This window comes from Stenotrophomonas sp. FR010 (assembly GCF_047520755.2).
Classification (GTDB): domain Bacteria; phylum Pseudomonadota; class Gammaproteobacteria; order Xanthomonadales; family Xanthomonadaceae; genus Stenotrophomonas; species Stenotrophomonas sepilia.
Genome location: NZ_JAXBQT020000023.1, coordinates 1 through 17,194 on the forward strand (window position 1 = coordinate 1; position 17,194 = coordinate 17,194).

Sequence of the window (17,194 nt, forward strand, 5' to 3'; positions counted from 1 at the left end):
AACTCATCCGTGTACTGCTTGCTGTTGCCCATAAACACCTCGGTCATTGCCATGAATTATGGCGTCCGGATGTCTACGAAAGGCTGGTCGGTCCATGGGCGAGCGGCCCGGTGCCTTGCGCAACGAGCTGGCTGCCGTCGCCGACGACGGCAGGACGGCGTTGCCGGACTTGGCGCTGGGGCTGCCGTCGGAAGTTGCCCTGCGCCGGCCCGACATTCGCGCCGCCGAGGCTCGCCTGCATCGGGCCACGGCCAGCATCGGCGTTGCGCAAGCCGAGCTGTACCCAAGCATCCGCCTGGGTGCGCGGTTCGGGTACGAGTCCTATCTGAGCGGCGAATTCTCAGCCTGGGGCAGCCGCACATGGTCGATAGGACCGACTCTGAGCCTGCCGCTGTTCGACCGTGGCCGCCGCAAGAGCGTGGTGCAGTTGCGCGAGCTGGAGCAGCAAGAAGCGGCAGTGAACTACCAGAGGACCGTGCTCAAAGCCTGGCAGGAGATCGACGACGCGCTCAGCGGATACACCGCAGAGCAGCAGCAGGAACGTGAACTGCAAGCCCGAATGCACAGCGCCGGCCAAGCCTACGAACTGGCCCAGGCACGCTACGACGGCGGCATGGCCGATTTCCTCTCCGTGCTCGACAGCCAGCGTAGCTATTTGCAGGCGCGCCGCGAATTGGCAGCGAGCGAAGGGCGCGTGGGCACCCGCTACGTGATGGTCAACAAGGCCATTGGCAATACACAACTATCGGAAGGCGGCGTGACGAAATGACGAGCTTCGTTAGCGCGTACTCCGAGCGCACAGATCAACTGTTGTTGGTTGTGGAATTGGTCTGCTCGCATGATCGGGAACACTGCGGCGATTCGTCCTACCGGATACGGGAGGGGTGAAATGGAACTTCGGCATCTGCGCTGTTTCCTGGCCGTGGCCGAAGAACTCCACTTCGCCCGCGCGGCGGAAAAGCTGCACATCGAACAATCGCCACTGTCGCGTGCGATCAAGGAGCTAGAAGAAGAACTTGGCGTTGTGCTGTTCGCCCGCACCACGCGCAGCACGCGACTGACCCGTGCTGGAAAGCTGTTCTTGGAACACGTGCGCCGCGTGTTCACAGTCTTGGAACAAGCACGCGATAGCGTGAAAGCGGCGGCCCACGGCTTCCACGGACAATTGCGCGTGGCGTTGTCGGACGGCATCACACCGTCGCGCTTACCGGCTTTACTGGCGCTATGCCGACAGGAAGAACCGGAAGTTGAACTCCGATTCTTCGAGGTGCCGCTGTCACAGCAGATCAAGGGGCTGCATGACGATCTGTACGACGTGGGGTTTGCGCAGTCCGATGAAGTGGGCGATGGCATCACCACCATGCCTGTCTGGAGAGACACGCTCATCGTGACGGTGCCAGCGCGACATCCGCTGCTGGCACACAAGCGCATCCCTTTGGAGGAACTGCTGCGCTATCCGCTGGTTCTATGCGATCCACAAGTGTGCGAAGGCCATGCCAAATTCGTCGATCGGGTGCTACGTCGGGCCGACATGGAGCCGCTGGTCGCAGAACGGGTCGCTACGTGTGATTTGATGATGGCCTTGGTATCGGCCGGTTTCGCACTTGGGTTTACGGGTGCCGCGCGCATTGCCGCGAACCCTGACTCCGGCGTAGTGGCCCGACCGCTGGCGTTGCGCGTGCCGCCGCTGACAACCTACCTGCTTTACCCCGCCGGCGAGCCGTCCGATGTGCTGGCGCGGTTCATTGAGCGCGTGCAGGCCATCGAGTCACCGGAACCCCCAAGGCCCAAGTCGGGCCGTCATTCCGATTCCCTGGAGGAACCTGAGCCATGAAAAAGATCATCCCGTTCTTACTGGCGGCCGCGTTGACTGCTTGCGGCCAGTCCGAAACGCCTCCGAAGGCCAACACGTCGGAAGCGAATATCCCGACGGTGGAAGAACTGGCGTCCAACCCCGAACGGTTGAAGGAACTGCGCCAGCAATGCAAGACGGATCGCCCCAAGCTAGGCGACGTGCTGTGCAACCGGGTGGCCGAAGCCACGCGCAAGCGATTCTATGGCGACGGCGAGACGCCCTACACGCCGCCGAAAGAATCGCCGAAGTTCTGACCGTTGGCGGCTCGCCGCCTCGCCTTCATATTTCTGTTCGACACGCCGCAATGCGCCTTCGCTTGCGGCATTTTTCTTTGGCCTGCCGCTGCATTCATTCTGTCTTTTTGCTCGACCTTTCTGCTTGAAACGGTCTTTGACCAGCACTGATCCGGCACCGATCCTGACGCTTGCGGCACGTCCCTGTGCCGCGCTTTCCATGAGGAACCAGCGCAGGAGAAAGCGGAGGCCAGGTCATGCAAGGGACGAACGTGCTGTTCGGTCAGATCGCCGTGGTATTCGGCATCGTGATCGCCGGTGTGTGGGGTGCCACACAATGGACAGCGGCGGCCCTTGGCTATCAAGTACGCCTTGGCTCGCCCTGGTTCGACTTTCTTGGCACGTCGATCTACCACCCGTGGAAGCTGTTTGAGTGGTGGTTCTTCTTCGGCGCCTATGCGCCGGAGGTCTTCGACACCGGCGGTGCCATTGCCGGCGCCAGCGGCATGGTCGCCGTGGTCGTTGCCATCGCCATGTCGGTCTGGCGCTCGCGCCAGGCACGCATGGTCACGACCTACGGCTCGGCGCGATGGGCGAATGCGCACGACATTCGCAAGGCCGGCCTCACACAGCCTGCCGGCGTGTTCCTCGGTCAGCACGATCACCAGTACCTACGTCATGAAGGACCGGAACACGTCCTGACCTTCGCGCCCACGCGCTCGGGCAAAGGCGTGGGCCTAGTCATTCCCACACTCTTGAGTTGGCCGGCATCCGCCGTCATCCATGACATCAAGGGCGAGAACTGGAGCATCACCGCCGGCTGGCGTTCGCGTTTCTCGCACTGCCTGCTGTTCAACCCGACCGATGCGAAGTCGGCAGCCTACAACCCACTGCTGGAGGTGCGGCGCGGCGCGCATGAAGTGCGCGACGTTCAGAACATCGCGGACATTCTGGTCGATCCCGAAGGCGCGCTGGAGAAGCGCAACCATTGGGAAAAGACTTCGCACGCGCTGCTGGTCGGGGCCATCCTGCATGTGCTCTACGCGGGCGAAGACAAGACGCTGCGCGGCGTTGCCAACTTCCTGTCCGATCCGGCCAGCCCTTTCGAGCTGACCTTGCACCGGATGATGACCACGCCCCACCTGGGCGATGGCCCGCATCCGGTAGTCGCATCGGCTGCGCGCGAAGTGCTCAACAAGTCGGATAACGAGCGCTCCGGCGTGTTGAGCACCGCCATGTCGTTCCTCGGCCTGTACCGCGATCCCACGGTGGCCGAAGTCACTTCGCGCTGCGACTGGCGCATTGCCGACCTGATCGCGGCCGAACATCCGGTGTCGCTGTATCTGGTGGTGCCGCCTTCGGACATTTCGCGGACGAAACCGCTGATTCGCCTGATCCTCAACCAGATCGGGCGGCGCCTAACCGAATCGCTTGATGGCTCCGACGGCATCGCGCGCCGCCACAAGCTGCTGCTGATGCTCGACGAGTTCCCGGCGCTGGGCAGGCTCGATTTTTTCGAGACGGCGCTGGCCTTCATGGCGGGCTACGGCATCCGCAGCTTCCTCATTGCGCAGTCGCTCAACCAGATCGACAAAGCCTACGGCCAGAACCATTCGATTCTGGATAACTGCCATGTGCGCGTGACGTTCGCCACGAACGACGAACGCACGGCGAAGCGCATTTCCGAGACGCTGGGCACGGCCACCGAGCTGCGCGCGCAGCGCAACTACGCGGGCCACCGGCTCGCGCCGTGGCTGGGCCACTTGATGGTGTCGCGCCAGGAGACGGCCCGGCCGCTGCTGACGCCGGGCGAAGTCATGCAGCTTCCGCCCGACGAGGCGGTGGTCATGGTGTCCAGCGTGGCGCCGATCAAGGCGAAGAAGCTGCGCTACTACGCGGACGCCAATTTCAAGCGCCGCGTGCTGCCGCCGCCCACGCTGGCGGAAGGGCAGTACGCCGACGCGCCGCCGTCGCGGCCCGACGACTGGAGCGGGCTGGCGATTCCGTCCGTGCCCGCTGCGCCTGCCACGGCATCCGCCGATGGCCTGGAGAACTTGGGTTCGGTCGACGACGGCGGTCCGCGCCGTCAGCCCGAACTCTCCGAAACCGTCGCCTACGACCCCGAGCTGGCCGCTCCCGCGGCCGACCTTGCGCTGCTCGATGACGACGACGACCTGCCGCTTCCCCTTCCACGCCAGCTCGATCCAGCCATGCAGCGCACGGCCCGGCTGGCTTCCCTCGACCCCAACGACGGAATCGAGCTATGAGCCACTACCGCCTCAACCTGTTCATCCAGCCGGAGCACGCCAAGCGCCTGGACGAGCTGGCCGCCAAGAAAGGCGTGTCCAAGTCGTCCATCGTCGCGGCGGCGCTCGCATCGTGGCTGTCGCCCGATGCCGCCGACCAGCGCGAGGCGGCCATCGCCAAGCGGCTGGATCGCCTGTCTCGCCAGGCCGAGCGCATGGAGCGCGACCAGAACATCGCCATCGAAACGCTGGCGCTGTTCATCCGCTACTACCTGACCGTGAGCACGCCCGTTCCCGAGGCGCACCAAGACGCGGCTCGCGCCCAGGGCAAAGCACGCTTCGAGCAGTTCACCGAGCAGCTTGGCCGCCACCTGCTGCGCGGTCGCAGTCTGGTGCGCGACGTGGTGGAGGAACTGCATCCCGACCCGATGCGGATGGAGGACGCGGCGGCAGCCGCGCAAGCGCAGGAGCGTGCGTCATGAGCGCCGTTCCGCAATCCATGACCGCCACGTCGCTCGACCGGCGCATCCAGATGTTGCGCACGGCGATGGGGCCGCTGATCGCCGCCGCGCTCGAAGACCCGGACGTGGTGGAAGTCATGCTGAATCCCGACCGCACCCTTTGGGTGGATCGGCTTTCATCGGGGCGTGCGCCGATGGGCGTGGAGCTGTCCGAAGCGGACGGCGAGCGAATCATCCGTCTTGTGGCGGCCCACGTCGGCGCGGAAGTGCATCGCGGCCAGCCGCTGCTGTCGGCCGAGCTGCCCGAGACCGGCGAACGCTTCGAGGGCATCTTGCCGCCCGCCGCGCCGGGGCCAGCCTTCGCGCTGCGTAAGCGCGCCATCGGCGTGATTCCGCTGGAGCGGTACGTCATCGACGGGATGATGACCAGCGCGCAGGCGGGCTTTCTGGTACGGGCCGTGCGCGAGCGGCAGAACATCCTGATCGCCGGTGCCACCAGCAGCGGCAAGACGACCTTGGCCAATGCTCTCCTGGCCGAGATCGCCGCCACGGGCGACCGCGTTCTCGTGCTCGAAGACACGGTGGAACTGCAATGCGCGGCCCGCGACCACGTTCCGCTGCGCACGCGCGCAGGCGTGGTGTCCATGACCGAGCTGGTGCGTTCATCCATGCGCCTGCGACCTGATCGCGTCGTCGTCGGCGAGGTGCGCGGCGCCGAGGCGCTGGATCTCATCAAGGTGTGGGGAACGGGCCACCCCGGCGGCATCGCCACGATCCACGCCGGTTCCGCGCTCGGCGCGCTGCTGCGCTTGGAGCAACTGATTCTCGAAGTGGCCGTGAACCCGCCGCGCGCGCTGATCGCTGAGGCGGTCAACGTGGTGATCTACATCGCCGGGCGCGGACGCAAGCGCCGCATCGAGAGCATCGCCCGCGTCGTCGGCTTCGACGGCGTGGGCTACCAACTGGCGGACGCGCTGGAAACGCCGTTTCCCGAGCTGCCGCCACTTCCCAATGCCGCACCCGCTGCGGCGACTTCCCCATCCCCTGACTCACTTGGAGAACTGCCATGACGCAGATGACCATTCCTGCTTTCCGTTTTTCTGCAAATCCGGCTTTGCGTCTTGCGCGGCTGCGCTGCCTGGCCCGCCCTGCGGGGCAAGGGCTGCTGCTGGCCGCTCTGCTGCTGTTCCTGGCCGGAACCGCGCAGGCCGCCGGTTCCTCGATGCCGTGGGAAGGCCCGCTGCAATCCATCCTCGAATCCATCCAGGGTCCGGTGGCGCGCATCGTCGCGGTCATCATCATCATCGCCACGGGCCTCGCGCTCGCCTTCGGCGACACGTCGGGCGGCTTCCGCAAGCTGATCCAGATCGTGTTCGGTCTGTCCATCGCGTTCGCGGCTTCGAGCTTCTTCCTGTCGTTCTTCAGCTTCTCAGGCGGGGCCGTCGTATGAGCGCCCCGGATACCTTCGCGGCCGGGTTCGAGGTGCCGCTGCATCGCTCGCTGACCGAGCCGATTCTGCTGGGCGGTGCGCCGCGCACCGTGGCGATCGCCAACGGCACGCTGGCCGCCGCTGTTGGCCTGGGCCTGCAACTGTGGATTCCCGGCGTGGTGCTCTGGATCGTCGGCCATTCGCTGGCGGTATGGGGTGCGCGCGTCGATCCGCAGTTCATGCAGGTCTTCGCCCGGCACATCAAGCACCGCCCGCTGCTGGACGTGTGAGGGGAGGACGCCGCGATGCTGAACCTCGCCGAATACCGCCAGCGCCCGGCCTTGCTTGCCGACTGGCTGCCCTGGGCCGGGCTGGTCGCGCCGGGCGTCGTCTTGAACAAGGACGGCAGTTTCCAGCGCACGGCCCGGTTTCGCGGGCCTGACCTCGACAGCGCGACGCAAGGCGAGCTGATCGCCACGTCGGCGCGGTTGAACAACGCGCTGCGCCGCATGGGATCGGGCTGGGCGCTATTCATCGAAGCCGAGCGCCGGTCTGCGGCCGATTATCCGCACTCGGAGTTTCCCGAGCCGCTTTCGTGGATGGTGGAGGAAGAACGCCGGGCCGCCTTCGAGGAATCGGGCAATCACTTCGAGAGCGGCTATCACCTGACGCTGCTTTACCTGCCGCCGGAAGAATCCCGTGCCCGTGCAGCCAAGATGCTCTACGAGAACACGCCGACGAATGGCGTGGGCTGGCGCGAGCGGCTGCAAGCCTTCGTCGCGGAAACGGATCGCGTCTTTGATCTGCTCGACGGCGTGATGCCGGAAATTGACTGGCTCGATGACGCGCAGACGCTGACCTACCTGCACGCGACCATCTCGACGGGGCGCTATCGCGTGGGCGTGCCCGAAGTGCCGTTCCACATCGACGCGCTGCTGACAGACTCGCCGCTGGTCGGTGGCCTGGCGCCCATGCTGGGCGACCAGCATCTGCGCGTGGTGTCGGTGCGGGGTTTCCCGACCTCGACCTGGCCGGGGATTCTGGACGACCTCAACCGCCTCGGTTTTGCGTACCGCTGGAGCACGCGCTTTCTCTGCCTCGACAAAGCCGAGGCGGAACGGGAGTTGGGGCGCCTACGCCGCCAGTGGTTTGCGAAAAGGAAGAACGTCATCGCGCTGCTGCGCGAGACGATCTTCCAGCAGGAAAGCCCGCTGGTCGATACCGACGCCAGCAACAAGGCGGCCGACGCCGACGCGGCCTTGCAGGAGCTGGGCAGCGATCAAGTCGCCTTCGGCTATCTGACGGCGACCGTCACCGTCATGGACGAGGACGCCGCCATCGCAGACGAGAAGCTACGCATGGTAGAGCGCGTCATCCAGGGTCGGGGCTTCGTCACCATCCCTGAAACGCTCAATGCCGTGGATGCCTGGCTGTCCACGCTCCCCGGCAATGCTTACGCCAACGTGCGCCAGCCCATCGTCTCGACGCTGAATCTGGCGCACATGATGCCGGTGTCGGCGGTATGGGCCGGGCCGGAGAAGAACGAACACCTGGACGGCCCCCCGCTGATCGTCACGCGCACCGATGGCGCCACGCCGTTCCGGCTGGTCACGCACATCGGCGACGTGGGCCACACGCTGGTCGCGGGGCCGACTGGCATGGGCAAGTCGGTCTTGCTCGCCACGCTGGCGATGCAATTTCGCCGCTATTGCGGCTCGCGCATCTTCGCCTTCGACATGGGCCGTTCCATGCGCGCCGCGATCCTCGGGCTGGGCGGCGAGCACTACGACCTGGGCACGGATGGCGAAATCGCCTTCCAGCCACTCGCGTGCATCGACCGTGAGGGCTACCGCACCTGGGCCGCCGAATGGATCGAAGGTCGCTTGCTGCACGAAGGCGTGGCGGTCGGCCCCGACGAGAAGGCGGCTATCTGGTCGGCGCTGGGAAGTCTCGCCGGTGCGCCGGTGGAGCAGCGCACGATGACGGGGCTTTCCGTGCTGCTGCAATCGAACACGTTGCGGCAGGCGCTGTCGCCCTATGTGCTGGGTGGCGCCCACGGCAAGCTGCTGGACGCCGACCATGACCGGCTGGGCATGGCCGACGTGCAGTGCTTCGAGATGGAGGAGCTGATGCACAGCAAGGCCGCCGTCATGGCCGTGCTGCATTACCTCTTTGCGCGTTTCGATGAACGCTTCGACGGGGCGCCCACGCTGCTGATCCTCGATGAAGCGTGGCTGTTCCTCGATGCCCCGGTGTTTGCCGCGCGTATCCGCCAGTGGCTCAAGACACTGCGCAAGAAGAACGTCAGCGTCATCTTCGCCACGCAGAGCCTCGCCGACATCAAGGATTCGAGCATCGCGCCCGCGATCATCGAGAGCTGCGCGAGTCGGATTTTCTTGCCCAACCCGCAGGCGACAGAGCCGCAGATTCGCACGATCTACGAGGGCTTCGGCCTCAACAGGCGGCAGATCGAAATCGTCGCCACTGCGCAGCCCAAGCGAGACTACTACTACCAATCCCGCCTCGGCAACCGCCTGTTCGACCTCGATCTGGGGCCGGCAGCGCTGGCGTTTGCGGGCGCTTCCACGCCGCAAGACCAGCGCGACATAGACCGCGTGCTGCTGGACGCCGGCGTGCCCGGCTTCGCGGACGCCTGGCTGCGCCATCGCGGCCTCGATTGGGCGGCGGACCTGCTGCCCTCGTTCCCCGGCCTCGCGCCGGGTTCCCTCGCTGACCAATCCCTGGAGAACCTGTCATGAAAAAGCGCCTTATCGCCGCCGCTATCGCGGCCATGCTTTGCACTGCCACCGCCCATGCGCAATGGGTCGTGGTCGATCCGACGAACCTCGTGCAGAACACGCTAACCGCGATCCGCACGCTGGAGCAGATCAACAACCAGATCCAGCAGCTTCAGAACGAAGCGCAGATGCTGATGAACCAGGCGCGCAACCTCGCCAGCCTGCCGTCCAGCGTGGTGAACCAGTTGCGCGCCAATCTGGCGACGACCGAACGACTGATCGCCCAGGCCAGGGGCTTGGCCTACGACGTGACGAATTTGGATCGGGAGTTCGCGCGCCTGTATCCCGAGCAGTACGCCGCCACGATCAGCGGCGACCAGATGTACCGCGACGCGCAGGAGCGTTGGCGAAACACGCTCAACGGCTTGCAGACCACGATGCAGATGCAGGCGCAGGTGTCGCAGAACTTGGGCGAAGACGAAAGCGTGCTGGCCGACCTCGTGGGCAAGAGCCAGTCGGCCGAAGGCGCGCTGCAAGCAATGCAGGCTATGAATCAGTTGCTGGCCTTGCAAGCCAAGCAGTCGATCCAGGCGCAGCGGCTCCAGATCACGCAAGACCGAGCGACTGCGCTGGAGCTGGCGCGGCAGGCGGCAGCCACGGAGCGCGCCCGCGAGGTGCGGCGGCGCTTCCTGGGCGACGGCACGCCGTACACGCCGCAGTCCGTGAACTTCTACGACAACTGACGGGAGGCCGCCATGCGATGCGTCCTCGTCCTGTGTGTCGCGCTGCTGGCCGCGTGCAGCGAGCAGCCGGCCGACCACCTTGCCGATGCCCTGGCCGCCGATCCCGTGCGGCTCAAGGCATTGCGCGCGCAATGCGCAGCCGACCGGCAGGCCACGGGCGAGGACGCCTGCCGCGCCGCCGCCGAAGCCTTCCGGCGGCGCTTCTTCTCCGGCCAGGCCGGGCCGGATGAATACCAGACGCTGGCCGACCTGCCGCCGATCCCGCCGAGCTTCGATGAACCGGCCGATGGCGAAGCGCCGCCCTTGACCGCCGTACCGGAGGACACGCCATGAATGACGTGACCATCATCGACCGCTTCCTCAACATCTTCTCCACCTACATCGACTCGGGTTTCGGGCTGTTGCAGGGCGAAGTGGCCTTCCTCACCGCCACGCTGATCGTCATCGACATGACGATCGCCGGACTGTATTGGGCGATGAGTCACGCCACCGGCCAGGGCGAGGACGTGATCGCCAAGCTGCTGCGCAAGGTGCTCTACGTCGGTGCCTTCGCTTACATCATCGGCAACTTCAACTGGCTGGCCGGCATCGTGTTCCGCTCCTTCGCCGGGCTGGGCCTGACGGCCACCGGCTCGACCATCACGATGGAGAACTTCTTGCAGCCGGGCCGACTGGCGAAAACCGGCATCGACGCAGGCGCTCCGATTCTGGAGCAAGTCGGCGAGATGGCCGGTTTCCCCGAGGTGTTTGTGAACCTCGATGCCATCACGGTGATGTTCCTCGCTTGGCTGGTCGTGGTCTTGTGCTTCTTCGTGCTGGCAATCCAGCTTTTCATCACGCTGATCGAGTTCAAGCTGACGACGCTCGCGGGCTTCGTGCTGGTGCCGTTTGCCTTGTGGAACAAGACGGCGTTCCTCGCCGAGAAGGTGCTGGGCAACGTGGTGTCGTCCGGCGTCAAGGTACTGGTGCTGGCCGTGATCGTCGGCATCGGCTCGGGCCTGTTCGCCGAGTTCCAAGTTCATCCCGATGAGCCGTCCATCGACCACGCGCTGGTCATCATGCTTGCCTCGCTCACCTTGCTGGCGCTGGGCATCTTCGGCCCTGGCATCGCTACGGGCCTGGTGTCCGGTGCGCCGCAGCTCGGCGCCGGCGCTATGGCCGGCGCTGCTGTAGGCGCAGCCGGCACGGCCGTTGCCGTAGGCGCTGCCGCGACGGGCGTGGGCGGCGCGGTCATGGCCGGGGCGCGCATGGCGCCTGCCGCCGCCAAGCTCGCCGGCAGCGGCGCGCGTGCTGCCGCCTCGACGGCCAGCAGCGCCCGGTCGGCGTTCCAGGCCGGTTCCGCCGCCGCAGGCGGTGGCGCGAAGGGCGCGATGGCCGGCCTGGGCAACGTCGCCAAGACCGGCGCGCAGTCCGCCGGACGTGCGGCTGCATCCCGTGCTTCCGCTGCCGGGCAACGCATGGCCGCTCCCTTCCGCGCTGGCTGGAATGGCGCTGCTGCCGATGGCGGCGCAGGTGCGGCATCCGGTCAGGATGCCGCAGGCGGGGCCGCATCCGGCGCTGCTACGGCGCAGACACAGGAACAGCCCGCTTGGGCCAAGCGCCTGCATCGCCGCCAGCAACTCACCCACGCCGCGACCACCACCGCCCACGCGCTGCGCGGTGGCGATGGCGGCGGCTCCGGCCAGGGGCCGAGCCTGCGCGATTCCGACTCATAAGGAGAACTGACCATGCGATTCAAGAAACCGCAGGTGCGCTACGCCGACACGCCGCAGCCTGCCACGCCGTACCAAGCTGCCGGCCAGGTGTGGGACGAGCGCATCGGCTCGCCGCGCGTGCAGGCGAAGAACTGGCGGCTGATGGCCTTCGGATGCCTGACGCTCGCGCTGCTGATGGCCGGCGGCCTGGTGTGGCGGTCGGCGCAGTCCATCGTGACGCCCTACGTCGTGGAGGTGGACAACGCGGGCCAGGTACGCGCCGTGGGCGAAGCCGCCACGCCATACCGGCCCAACGATGCGCAGACCGCGCACCACATCGCGCGCTTCGTGACGCTGGTGCGCTCGCTGTCCATCGACCCCATCGTCGTCCGCCAGAACTGGCTCGACGCCTACGACTACACGACCGACAAGGGCGCGGCCGTGCTCAACGACTACGCACGGGTCAACGACCCGTTCGCACGCATCGGCAAGGAGTCGGTGACGGTGCAGATCACCAGCGTCGTGCGCGCCAGCGACACGTCTTTCAACGTGCGCTGGACGGAACGCCGCTACGTCAACGGCGCCGCGGCGGGCTTGGAGCGGTGGACGGCCGTGGTGTCCATCGTGCTCCAGCCGCCGCGCACCGAAGAACGCCTGCGCAAGAACCCCCTGGGCATCTACGTCAACGGCCTGTCGTGGAGCCGCGAACTGGATTCTTCCGAAGGAGCCAAGCCATGAATGATCTTTTCCGTAAATCCGCCTTGCCGGTGATCTTGCTTGCCCTGGCGGGCTGCGCCACGCAGGGCAAGCCACCGCCGACCATCTCGCTCGATGAGCCGGTGCAGGCCCAGCCGCTGCCCGAGCCGCCTGCGCCGGTGGAGGTGGTGGCCGTGCCCGAGGTGCTGCCGATGCCGGCGCAGTTGAAGCCGTTGCCCGAAGCCGAGGACGCCAAACCTGCACCGGAGCCAGCCGACGAGAGGGTGCGCGTCTCACGGGCCAATGCCGAGGCGCGCGTCGCACCCACGCGCGAGGGATACGTCAACGCGATTCAGGTGTGGCCGTTCACCGATGGCGCGCTCTACCAAGTCTATGCAGCCGTGGGCCGCGTGACCGTGATTTCGCTCCAGCCGGGCGAGGAACTGGTGACGGTGGCCGCTGGCGATACCGTGCGCTGGATCGTGGGCGATACGTCGAGCGGTAGCGGTGCCGACCTGCGCGTCAATGTGCTGGTCAAGCCGATCCGCTCGGGCCTCAAGACCAATCTCGTCATTACCACCAACCGCAGGACGTACCTGCTGGAGTTGGCTTCGACGGAAAAGACGTGGATGGCCTCGGCTTCTTGGGAGTATCCGCGTGACCGGATGCTGGCCTTGCAGCGCCAGGCGCAGGCGGCCAGCGCCGCCGCGCCGGTGGACTCCGGCTTGTCGCTGGAAAACCTGCGCTTCCGCTACGCGGTCAGCGGTAGCAACCCGCCGTGGAAGCCGCTGCGCGCCTTCGACGACGGGCAGAAGGTCTATATCCAGTTCCCCGCCGGCATCGCGCAAGGCGAGCTGCCGCCGCTGTTCGTAATCGGGCCGGAAGGCGACGGGCAACTGGTCAACTACCGCTTCCGCTCGCCGTACTACATCGTGGATCGGCTGTTCGGTGCCGCCGAACTGCGCCTGGGCGGGGACAAGGGCGACGTGGTGCGAATTGAGCGCACGGACGGCGTTGCGCGGAGGAACTGACCATGAGCCAGGACGACACCCCCGACCTCGCCACGCCGCAGGCAGGCAAGGTCGCGCCGGAAGCGGTGACGCTGCGCGCCCAGCCGCGTCCGGTCACTCGCCTGAACCGGCGCACGCTGGCCATCCTCGTCGGCGGCCTGTCGGTCGCCGTCCTTGGGGCCACGATCTGGTCGCTGCAACCGCAGCGGCGCGGTACGGGCGAGCAAACCGAGCTTTACAACGTCGATCGCGTCTCGAAGTCCGAAGGGCTGGATGCGCTGCCGACGGACTACTCGAAGCTGCCACCAGCCTTACCGCCCGATGTGCCCGAGCTGGGGCCGCCGTTGCCCGGCGACCTTGGCCCGGCCATCGTCGCTTCGCAGCAGCCGGTGACGCCGGGCTATTCGCCGCCAGGCCATGATCCCGACGATGCCTTGCGCAAGGAGGCGGACGCGGCGGCGGCCTCGTCGGTGTTCTTCCGCTCGGGCGGCCAAGGGCAGACCGCCGCCACGGTCGCGCAGGCAGCGCCGGGGGCTGCAAGTACGCTTGCGGCCTTCGATCCGCTCGCTGCTGGGCCTGCCTCGACGGCGGCCCAGCCCGCCGACCCGACCGCCGTGCAGAACCGGCAAGACCAGAAAGAGTCGTTCCTGAAAGCCGGTTCTACGGAAACCCGCAATTCCGGCAATCTGGCGCTGCCCGCGTCGCCGTATCAGGTGATGGCCGGAACGGTGATCGCCGGTGCGCTGGTGACAGGCATCAAGTCGGACTTGCCGGGCGACGTGATCGGCACTGTGACGGAGCCGGTCTATGACACAGCCACCGGCAAGTTCCTGCTGATTCCGCAGGGGTCGCGCATCCTCGGGCGCTACAACAGCCAGGTCAGCTACGGACAGAGCCGCGTGCAGGTGGTGTGGAACCGGATCATCCTGCCCGACACGTCCTCGCTGACGCTCGACAACCTTGTCGGCACCGACCCGGCCGGCTACGCGGGCTTGGAGGATGACGTGGACTGGCACTGGAACCGCATCTTTGCCGGAGCGGTGCTGACGACGCTGCTGGGCGTCGGCGCAGAGCTGGCCGCGCCAGAGAACCGCCAGGACGGCAACCGGATCGTCATTGCCGGGCGTGACAGCGCCCAGGACAGCATCAATCAGGTTGGCCAGGAGATCACCCGACGCAACATGAACATCCAGCCGACGCTGACCGAGCGGCCTGGCCTGCCCGTGCGAATCATCGTCAACCGGGATCTGGTGCTGCGGCCGTACCAGCCGCTGTTCTTCAATCGGGGAGCCTCGCAATGAGCACGACCAAGAAGCTGCGGCTCGGGCCGCTGCCAAAGACCGAAAGCGTCAAACTGACCTTTGCCTGCCCGGCCAGCTTGAAAGCCGACCTCGACCGCTACGCCGCGCTGCACGCGCAGGCGTATGGCGAGGCGGTCGATGCCGTGACGCTGATCCCGCACATGCTGGAGGCGTTCATGGTGGGGGATCGGGGATTCAAGCGCACACAGCCCAAGAACGGAAAAGCCGCCCCTGCGTGAACAGGGGCGGCTCTGGATTGGTGCCCGAGGCCGGAATCGAACCGGCACGCCTTTCGGCGAGGGATTTTCTTACCACTTCGACTTTCGCCGCCGCCCTGCTCAACGCAGGGCGTTCGTGGTCTGGAGCACGCCTTCACCATAGCCTTGCGGCCGTAGGTGCCCGCCGTCTGCTCTCTACACCTTCCCAAGCTGTAGCTTGGGCTTGGCTCGGCGTTGGCTCGGATGCAAAAGCATCCAGGGCGTTCGCCGACTTTGACGGGCTTCACTTCGGGCGTTTCCCCCCGAAGGCTCAAATTGTTCAAGTCCCTTGTGTCTACCGATTTCACCACTCGGGCGTAGTGCTCAACACACTGAAAACACCTACCTCCATCTACTGGCGCCTAGCTGGCCCCTGGCCGTCAAGCCTAGCTGCAAAGCTACAGCTCGGATGCCCGCAAACCGTTGTCACTATTGACCTTCTGGCTCGGTAGTTCTAGCAGGAAAGACTTGACAAAACAGATTTTAAGTCCGATGCGTCTACCAGTTTCGCCATCCGGGCCTGCAGCGCGGCGCCGATTGTAGCCCAGCTGCAGAATCCCGACCGGATTGCAGTGGAGCGGCGGTGTGCTTAACTGTCGCTCCCATTCATGTCATAGTCCAAAGCCTCGTTCCCAGGGGGGGAGCCACCCGATGTCGCTGCACGCGATTGCCTATGCCAGCGAGGCCCGCGCCGACCTGCAGACAACCGATCTTGACCGCCTGCTGGCCGATGCCACGGCATTCAACCGAGTAGCCGGTGTCACGGGTGTGCTGATGTTCGATGGCAGCCGTTTCCTGCAGTACCTGGAAGGCCCGGAGGATGGCATCGATTCGGTGTACCAGCGCATCGCCAATGCGCGCAGCCATGGACAACTGAAGGTGCTGTGCCGCGCGCCGGTGGCGCAGCGGGCATTCCCGCGCTGGTCGATGGGGACCCGGCGCATTGATACAGAACTGCTGGTACAGATCGTCGACGCCTCATGGCCGGGCTTCGTGCTTGGCGGCGGTGGCTTCGAGCGCCTGCTGCAGGCCTGGACCGGCGCCGATGGCGAACTGGAGCCGGCCGCGGTCGCACTGGGTTCCTGACCCCACCTTGGCGGCCGGGCACCCGGGCCGTTAGGCTGTAGCCTTTCTGGCATGGATCTTCCCGGAGTGGCAAAGCGAATGAGTAGGTCGGCCATGCCCATGGCAGTACGCATGCGATTTCAGCCGTTGCATGGGATGCGGCGTTGAGCGCGCCGCTTGCGGCAGCAGCGTCGCCGCGCTTCGCGGTGATCGGGCTGGGCTACGTGGGCCTGCCACTGGCGGTGGCCTTCGGCCGGCACTGGCCGACGCTCGGCTTCGACATCGATGCTGATCGCATCGCCGAGCTCCGCGACGGCCAGGACCATACGCTGGAAATGGAGGCCGATGAGCTGGCCAGTGCGCAGCAGTTGCAGTACGGCAGCGATCCGGCTTTGCTCGATGCCTGCAATGTCTACATCGTTACCGTGCCGACCCCGATCGATGCCTATGAGCAGCCCGATCTGGAGCCGCTGCGTTCGGCGACGCGGCTGATCGCCAGCCACCTGCGTGCGGGTGACCTGGTGATCTACGAATCCACGGTGTACCCCGGCACCACCGAAGAGGTCTGCGTGCCGCTGCTGGAGCAGCTTTCCGGGCTGCGCTTCAACGAAGACTTCTACTGTGGTTACAGCCCGGAGCGGGTCAGCCCCGGCGACCGCCAGCGGCGCCTGGCCGATATCCGCAAGATCACCTCGGGGTCGACACCGGAAGTGGCTGCGGTGATTGATGGCCTGTACCAGCGCATCATCGCCGCCGGTACCTTCCCGGCGCCGTCGATGCGTGTGGCCGAAGCGGCCAAGGTGGTGGAGAACATCCAGCGTGACGTCAACATCGCGCTGGTCAATGAGCTGGCGCTGATCTTCGACCGGCTCGGCATCGACACCCAGGATGTGCTCGACGCCGCCGGCAGCAAGTGGAACTTCCTGCCATTCCGGCCGGGCCTGGTTGGCGGCCACTGCATCGGCGTGGACCCGTACTACCTGCTGCACAAGTCCGAGAGCGTGGGTTACCACCCGGACCTGATCCACACCGCGCGGCAGGTCAACAACCGCGTCGGTGAGCACGTGGCGTCGCGTGTGCTGGCAATGCTGGCCGAACGTGGCCGCGCACCTGCGCAGTCGCGTATCCTGGTGCTGGGCGTGACCTTCAAGGAGGATTGCCCGGACCTGCGCAACAGCCGCGCGCTGGAACTGGCGCAGCGCCTGCGTGATGCCGGCGCACAGGTGGAGGTCAGCGACCCGTGGGTCGGCCCGGCGGCATTGGCTGACGCGGGCGTGCACTGGCTGGCCGAGCCGGTGGCGGGGAGTTACGACGCCGTAGTTCTGGCAGTGGCCCATGCCCGATTCAAAGCCATGGATGACGCCGCAATCCAGGCGCTGCTGGCGCCCGGCGGCATCGTCTACGACGTGAAATCGGCCTGGCCGCGCAACGTGGTTGACGGTCGCCTGTAAACGCCGGTGATGGCC

General features: G+C 66.2%; 18 protein-coding genes. All 18 read left to right on the forward strand.

Features of this window, described 5'->3' with window-relative positions:
• Positions 1–94: 94 nt before the first annotated feature.
• Positions 95–769, forward strand: a complete 675-nt coding sequence (locus ACM0PK_RS17600; protein ID WP_414607631.1) for a TolC family protein — start codon at positions 95–97, stop codon at positions 767–769.
• Positions 770–889: 120 nt separating this feature from the next.
• Positions 890–1,834: a LysR family transcriptional regulator gene (locus ACM0PK_RS17605; protein ID WP_033475075.1), complete on the forward strand. Its 945-nt coding sequence runs from the start codon at positions 890–892 to the stop codon at positions 1,832–1,834.
• Positions 1,831–2,109: an EexN family lipoprotein gene (locus tag ACM0PK_RS17610; RefSeq protein ID WP_031656913.1), complete on the forward strand. Its 279-nt coding sequence runs from the start codon at positions 1,831–1,833 to the stop codon at positions 2,107–2,109. Before ACM0PK_RS17605 ends, ACM0PK_RS17610 begins: the two co-directional genes overlap by 4 nt.
• A 236-nt stretch (positions 2,110–2,345) precedes the next feature.
• Positions 2,346–4,355: a conjugal transfer protein TraG gene (locus tag ACM0PK_RS17615; RefSeq protein WP_414607630.1), complete on the forward strand. Its 2,010-nt coding sequence runs from the start codon at positions 2,346–2,348 to the stop codon at positions 4,353–4,355.
• Positions 4,352–4,816, forward strand: a complete 465-nt coding sequence (locus ACM0PK_RS17620) for a ribbon-helix-helix protein, CopG family (RefSeq protein ID WP_003111089.1) — start codon at positions 4,352–4,354, stop codon at positions 4,814–4,816. Before ACM0PK_RS17615 ends, ACM0PK_RS17620 begins: the two co-directional genes overlap by 4 nt.
• Positions 4,813–5,865 carry a P-type conjugative transfer ATPase TrbB gene (trbB, locus tag ACM0PK_RS17625; protein WP_414607629.1) on the forward strand — a complete coding sequence of 351 codons (1,053 nt, stop codon included), beginning with the start codon at positions 4,813–4,815 and terminating at the stop codon, positions 5,863–5,865. The genes ACM0PK_RS17620 and trbB overlap by 4 nt, the downstream gene beginning before the upstream one ends.
• A complete protein-coding gene (locus tag ACM0PK_RS17630; RefSeq protein WP_003103996.1) occupies positions 5,862–6,245 on the forward strand; it encodes a TrbC/VirB2 family type IV secretion system protein in 384 nt (127 codons plus the stop codon). Before trbB ends, ACM0PK_RS17630 begins: the two co-directional genes overlap by 4 nt.
• Positions 6,242–6,514 carry a VirB3 family type IV secretion system protein gene (locus tag ACM0PK_RS17635; RefSeq protein ID WP_003291752.1) on the forward strand — a complete coding sequence of 91 codons (273 nt, stop codon included), beginning with the start codon at positions 6,242–6,244 and terminating at the stop codon, positions 6,512–6,514. The genes ACM0PK_RS17630 and ACM0PK_RS17635 overlap by 4 nt, the downstream gene beginning before the upstream one ends.
• Positions 6,515–6,529: 15 nt before the next feature.
• Positions 6,530–8,983 (forward strand): conjugal transfer protein TrbE, encoded by a 2,454-nt coding sequence (gene trbE / locus ACM0PK_RS17640; protein WP_414607628.1) that lies wholly within the window; start codon positions 6,530–6,532, stop codon positions 8,981–8,983.
• Entirely contained in the window at positions 8,980–9,705 is a 726-nt protein-coding gene (gene trbJ / locus ACM0PK_RS17645; RefSeq protein ID WP_414607627.1) for a P-type conjugative transfer protein TrbJ, read from the forward strand. The genes trbE and trbJ overlap by 4 nt, the downstream gene beginning before the upstream one ends.
• 12 nt (positions 9,706–9,717) lie before the next feature.
• Positions 9,718–10,038 (forward strand): hypothetical protein, encoded by a 321-nt coding sequence (locus ACM0PK_RS17650; protein ID WP_197597091.1) that lies wholly within the window; start codon positions 9,718–9,720, stop codon positions 10,036–10,038.
• Complete coding sequence (gene trbL / locus ACM0PK_RS17655; protein ID WP_414607626.1) at positions 10,035–11,420, forward strand: P-type conjugative transfer protein TrbL; 1,386 nt, start codon at positions 10,035–10,037, stop codon at positions 11,418–11,420. The genes ACM0PK_RS17650 and trbL overlap by 4 nt, the downstream gene beginning before the upstream one ends.
• A gap of 12 nt (positions 11,421–11,432) precedes the next feature.
• Positions 11,433–12,137: a conjugal transfer protein TrbF gene (gene trbF / locus ACM0PK_RS17660; RefSeq protein ID WP_005304512.1), complete on the forward strand. Its 705-nt coding sequence runs from the start codon at positions 11,433–11,435 to the stop codon at positions 12,135–12,137.
• Positions 12,134–13,126: a P-type conjugative transfer protein TrbG gene (trbG, locus tag ACM0PK_RS17665; protein WP_414607625.1), complete on the forward strand. Its 993-nt coding sequence runs from the start codon at positions 12,134–12,136 to the stop codon at positions 13,124–13,126. The genes trbF and trbG overlap by 4 nt, the downstream gene beginning before the upstream one ends.
• Positions 13,127–13,128: 2 nt before the next feature.
• Positions 13,129–14,406, forward strand: coding sequence for a TraB/TrbI/VirB10 family type IV secretion system protein (locus ACM0PK_RS17670; RefSeq protein ID WP_298288757.1), 1,278 nt, complete (start codon positions 13,129–13,131; stop codon positions 14,404–14,406).
• Positions 14,403–14,645: a DUF2274 domain-containing protein gene (locus ACM0PK_RS17675; RefSeq protein ID WP_017677045.1), complete on the forward strand. Its 243-nt coding sequence runs from the start codon at positions 14,403–14,405 to the stop codon at positions 14,643–14,645. The genes ACM0PK_RS17670 and ACM0PK_RS17675 overlap by 4 nt, the downstream gene beginning before the upstream one ends.
• A 669-nt stretch (positions 14,646–15,314) precedes the next feature.
• Positions 15,315–15,749, forward strand: coding sequence for a BLUF domain-containing protein (locus ACM0PK_RS17680; protein WP_088497736.1), 435 nt, complete (start codon positions 15,315–15,317; stop codon positions 15,747–15,749).
• 143 nt (positions 15,750–15,892) lie between these two features.
• Complete coding sequence (locus ACM0PK_RS17685; RefSeq protein ID WP_072166707.1) at positions 15,893–17,179, forward strand: nucleotide sugar dehydrogenase; 1,287 nt, start codon at positions 15,893–15,895, stop codon at positions 17,177–17,179.
• Positions 17,180–17,194 lie beyond the last annotated feature (15 nt).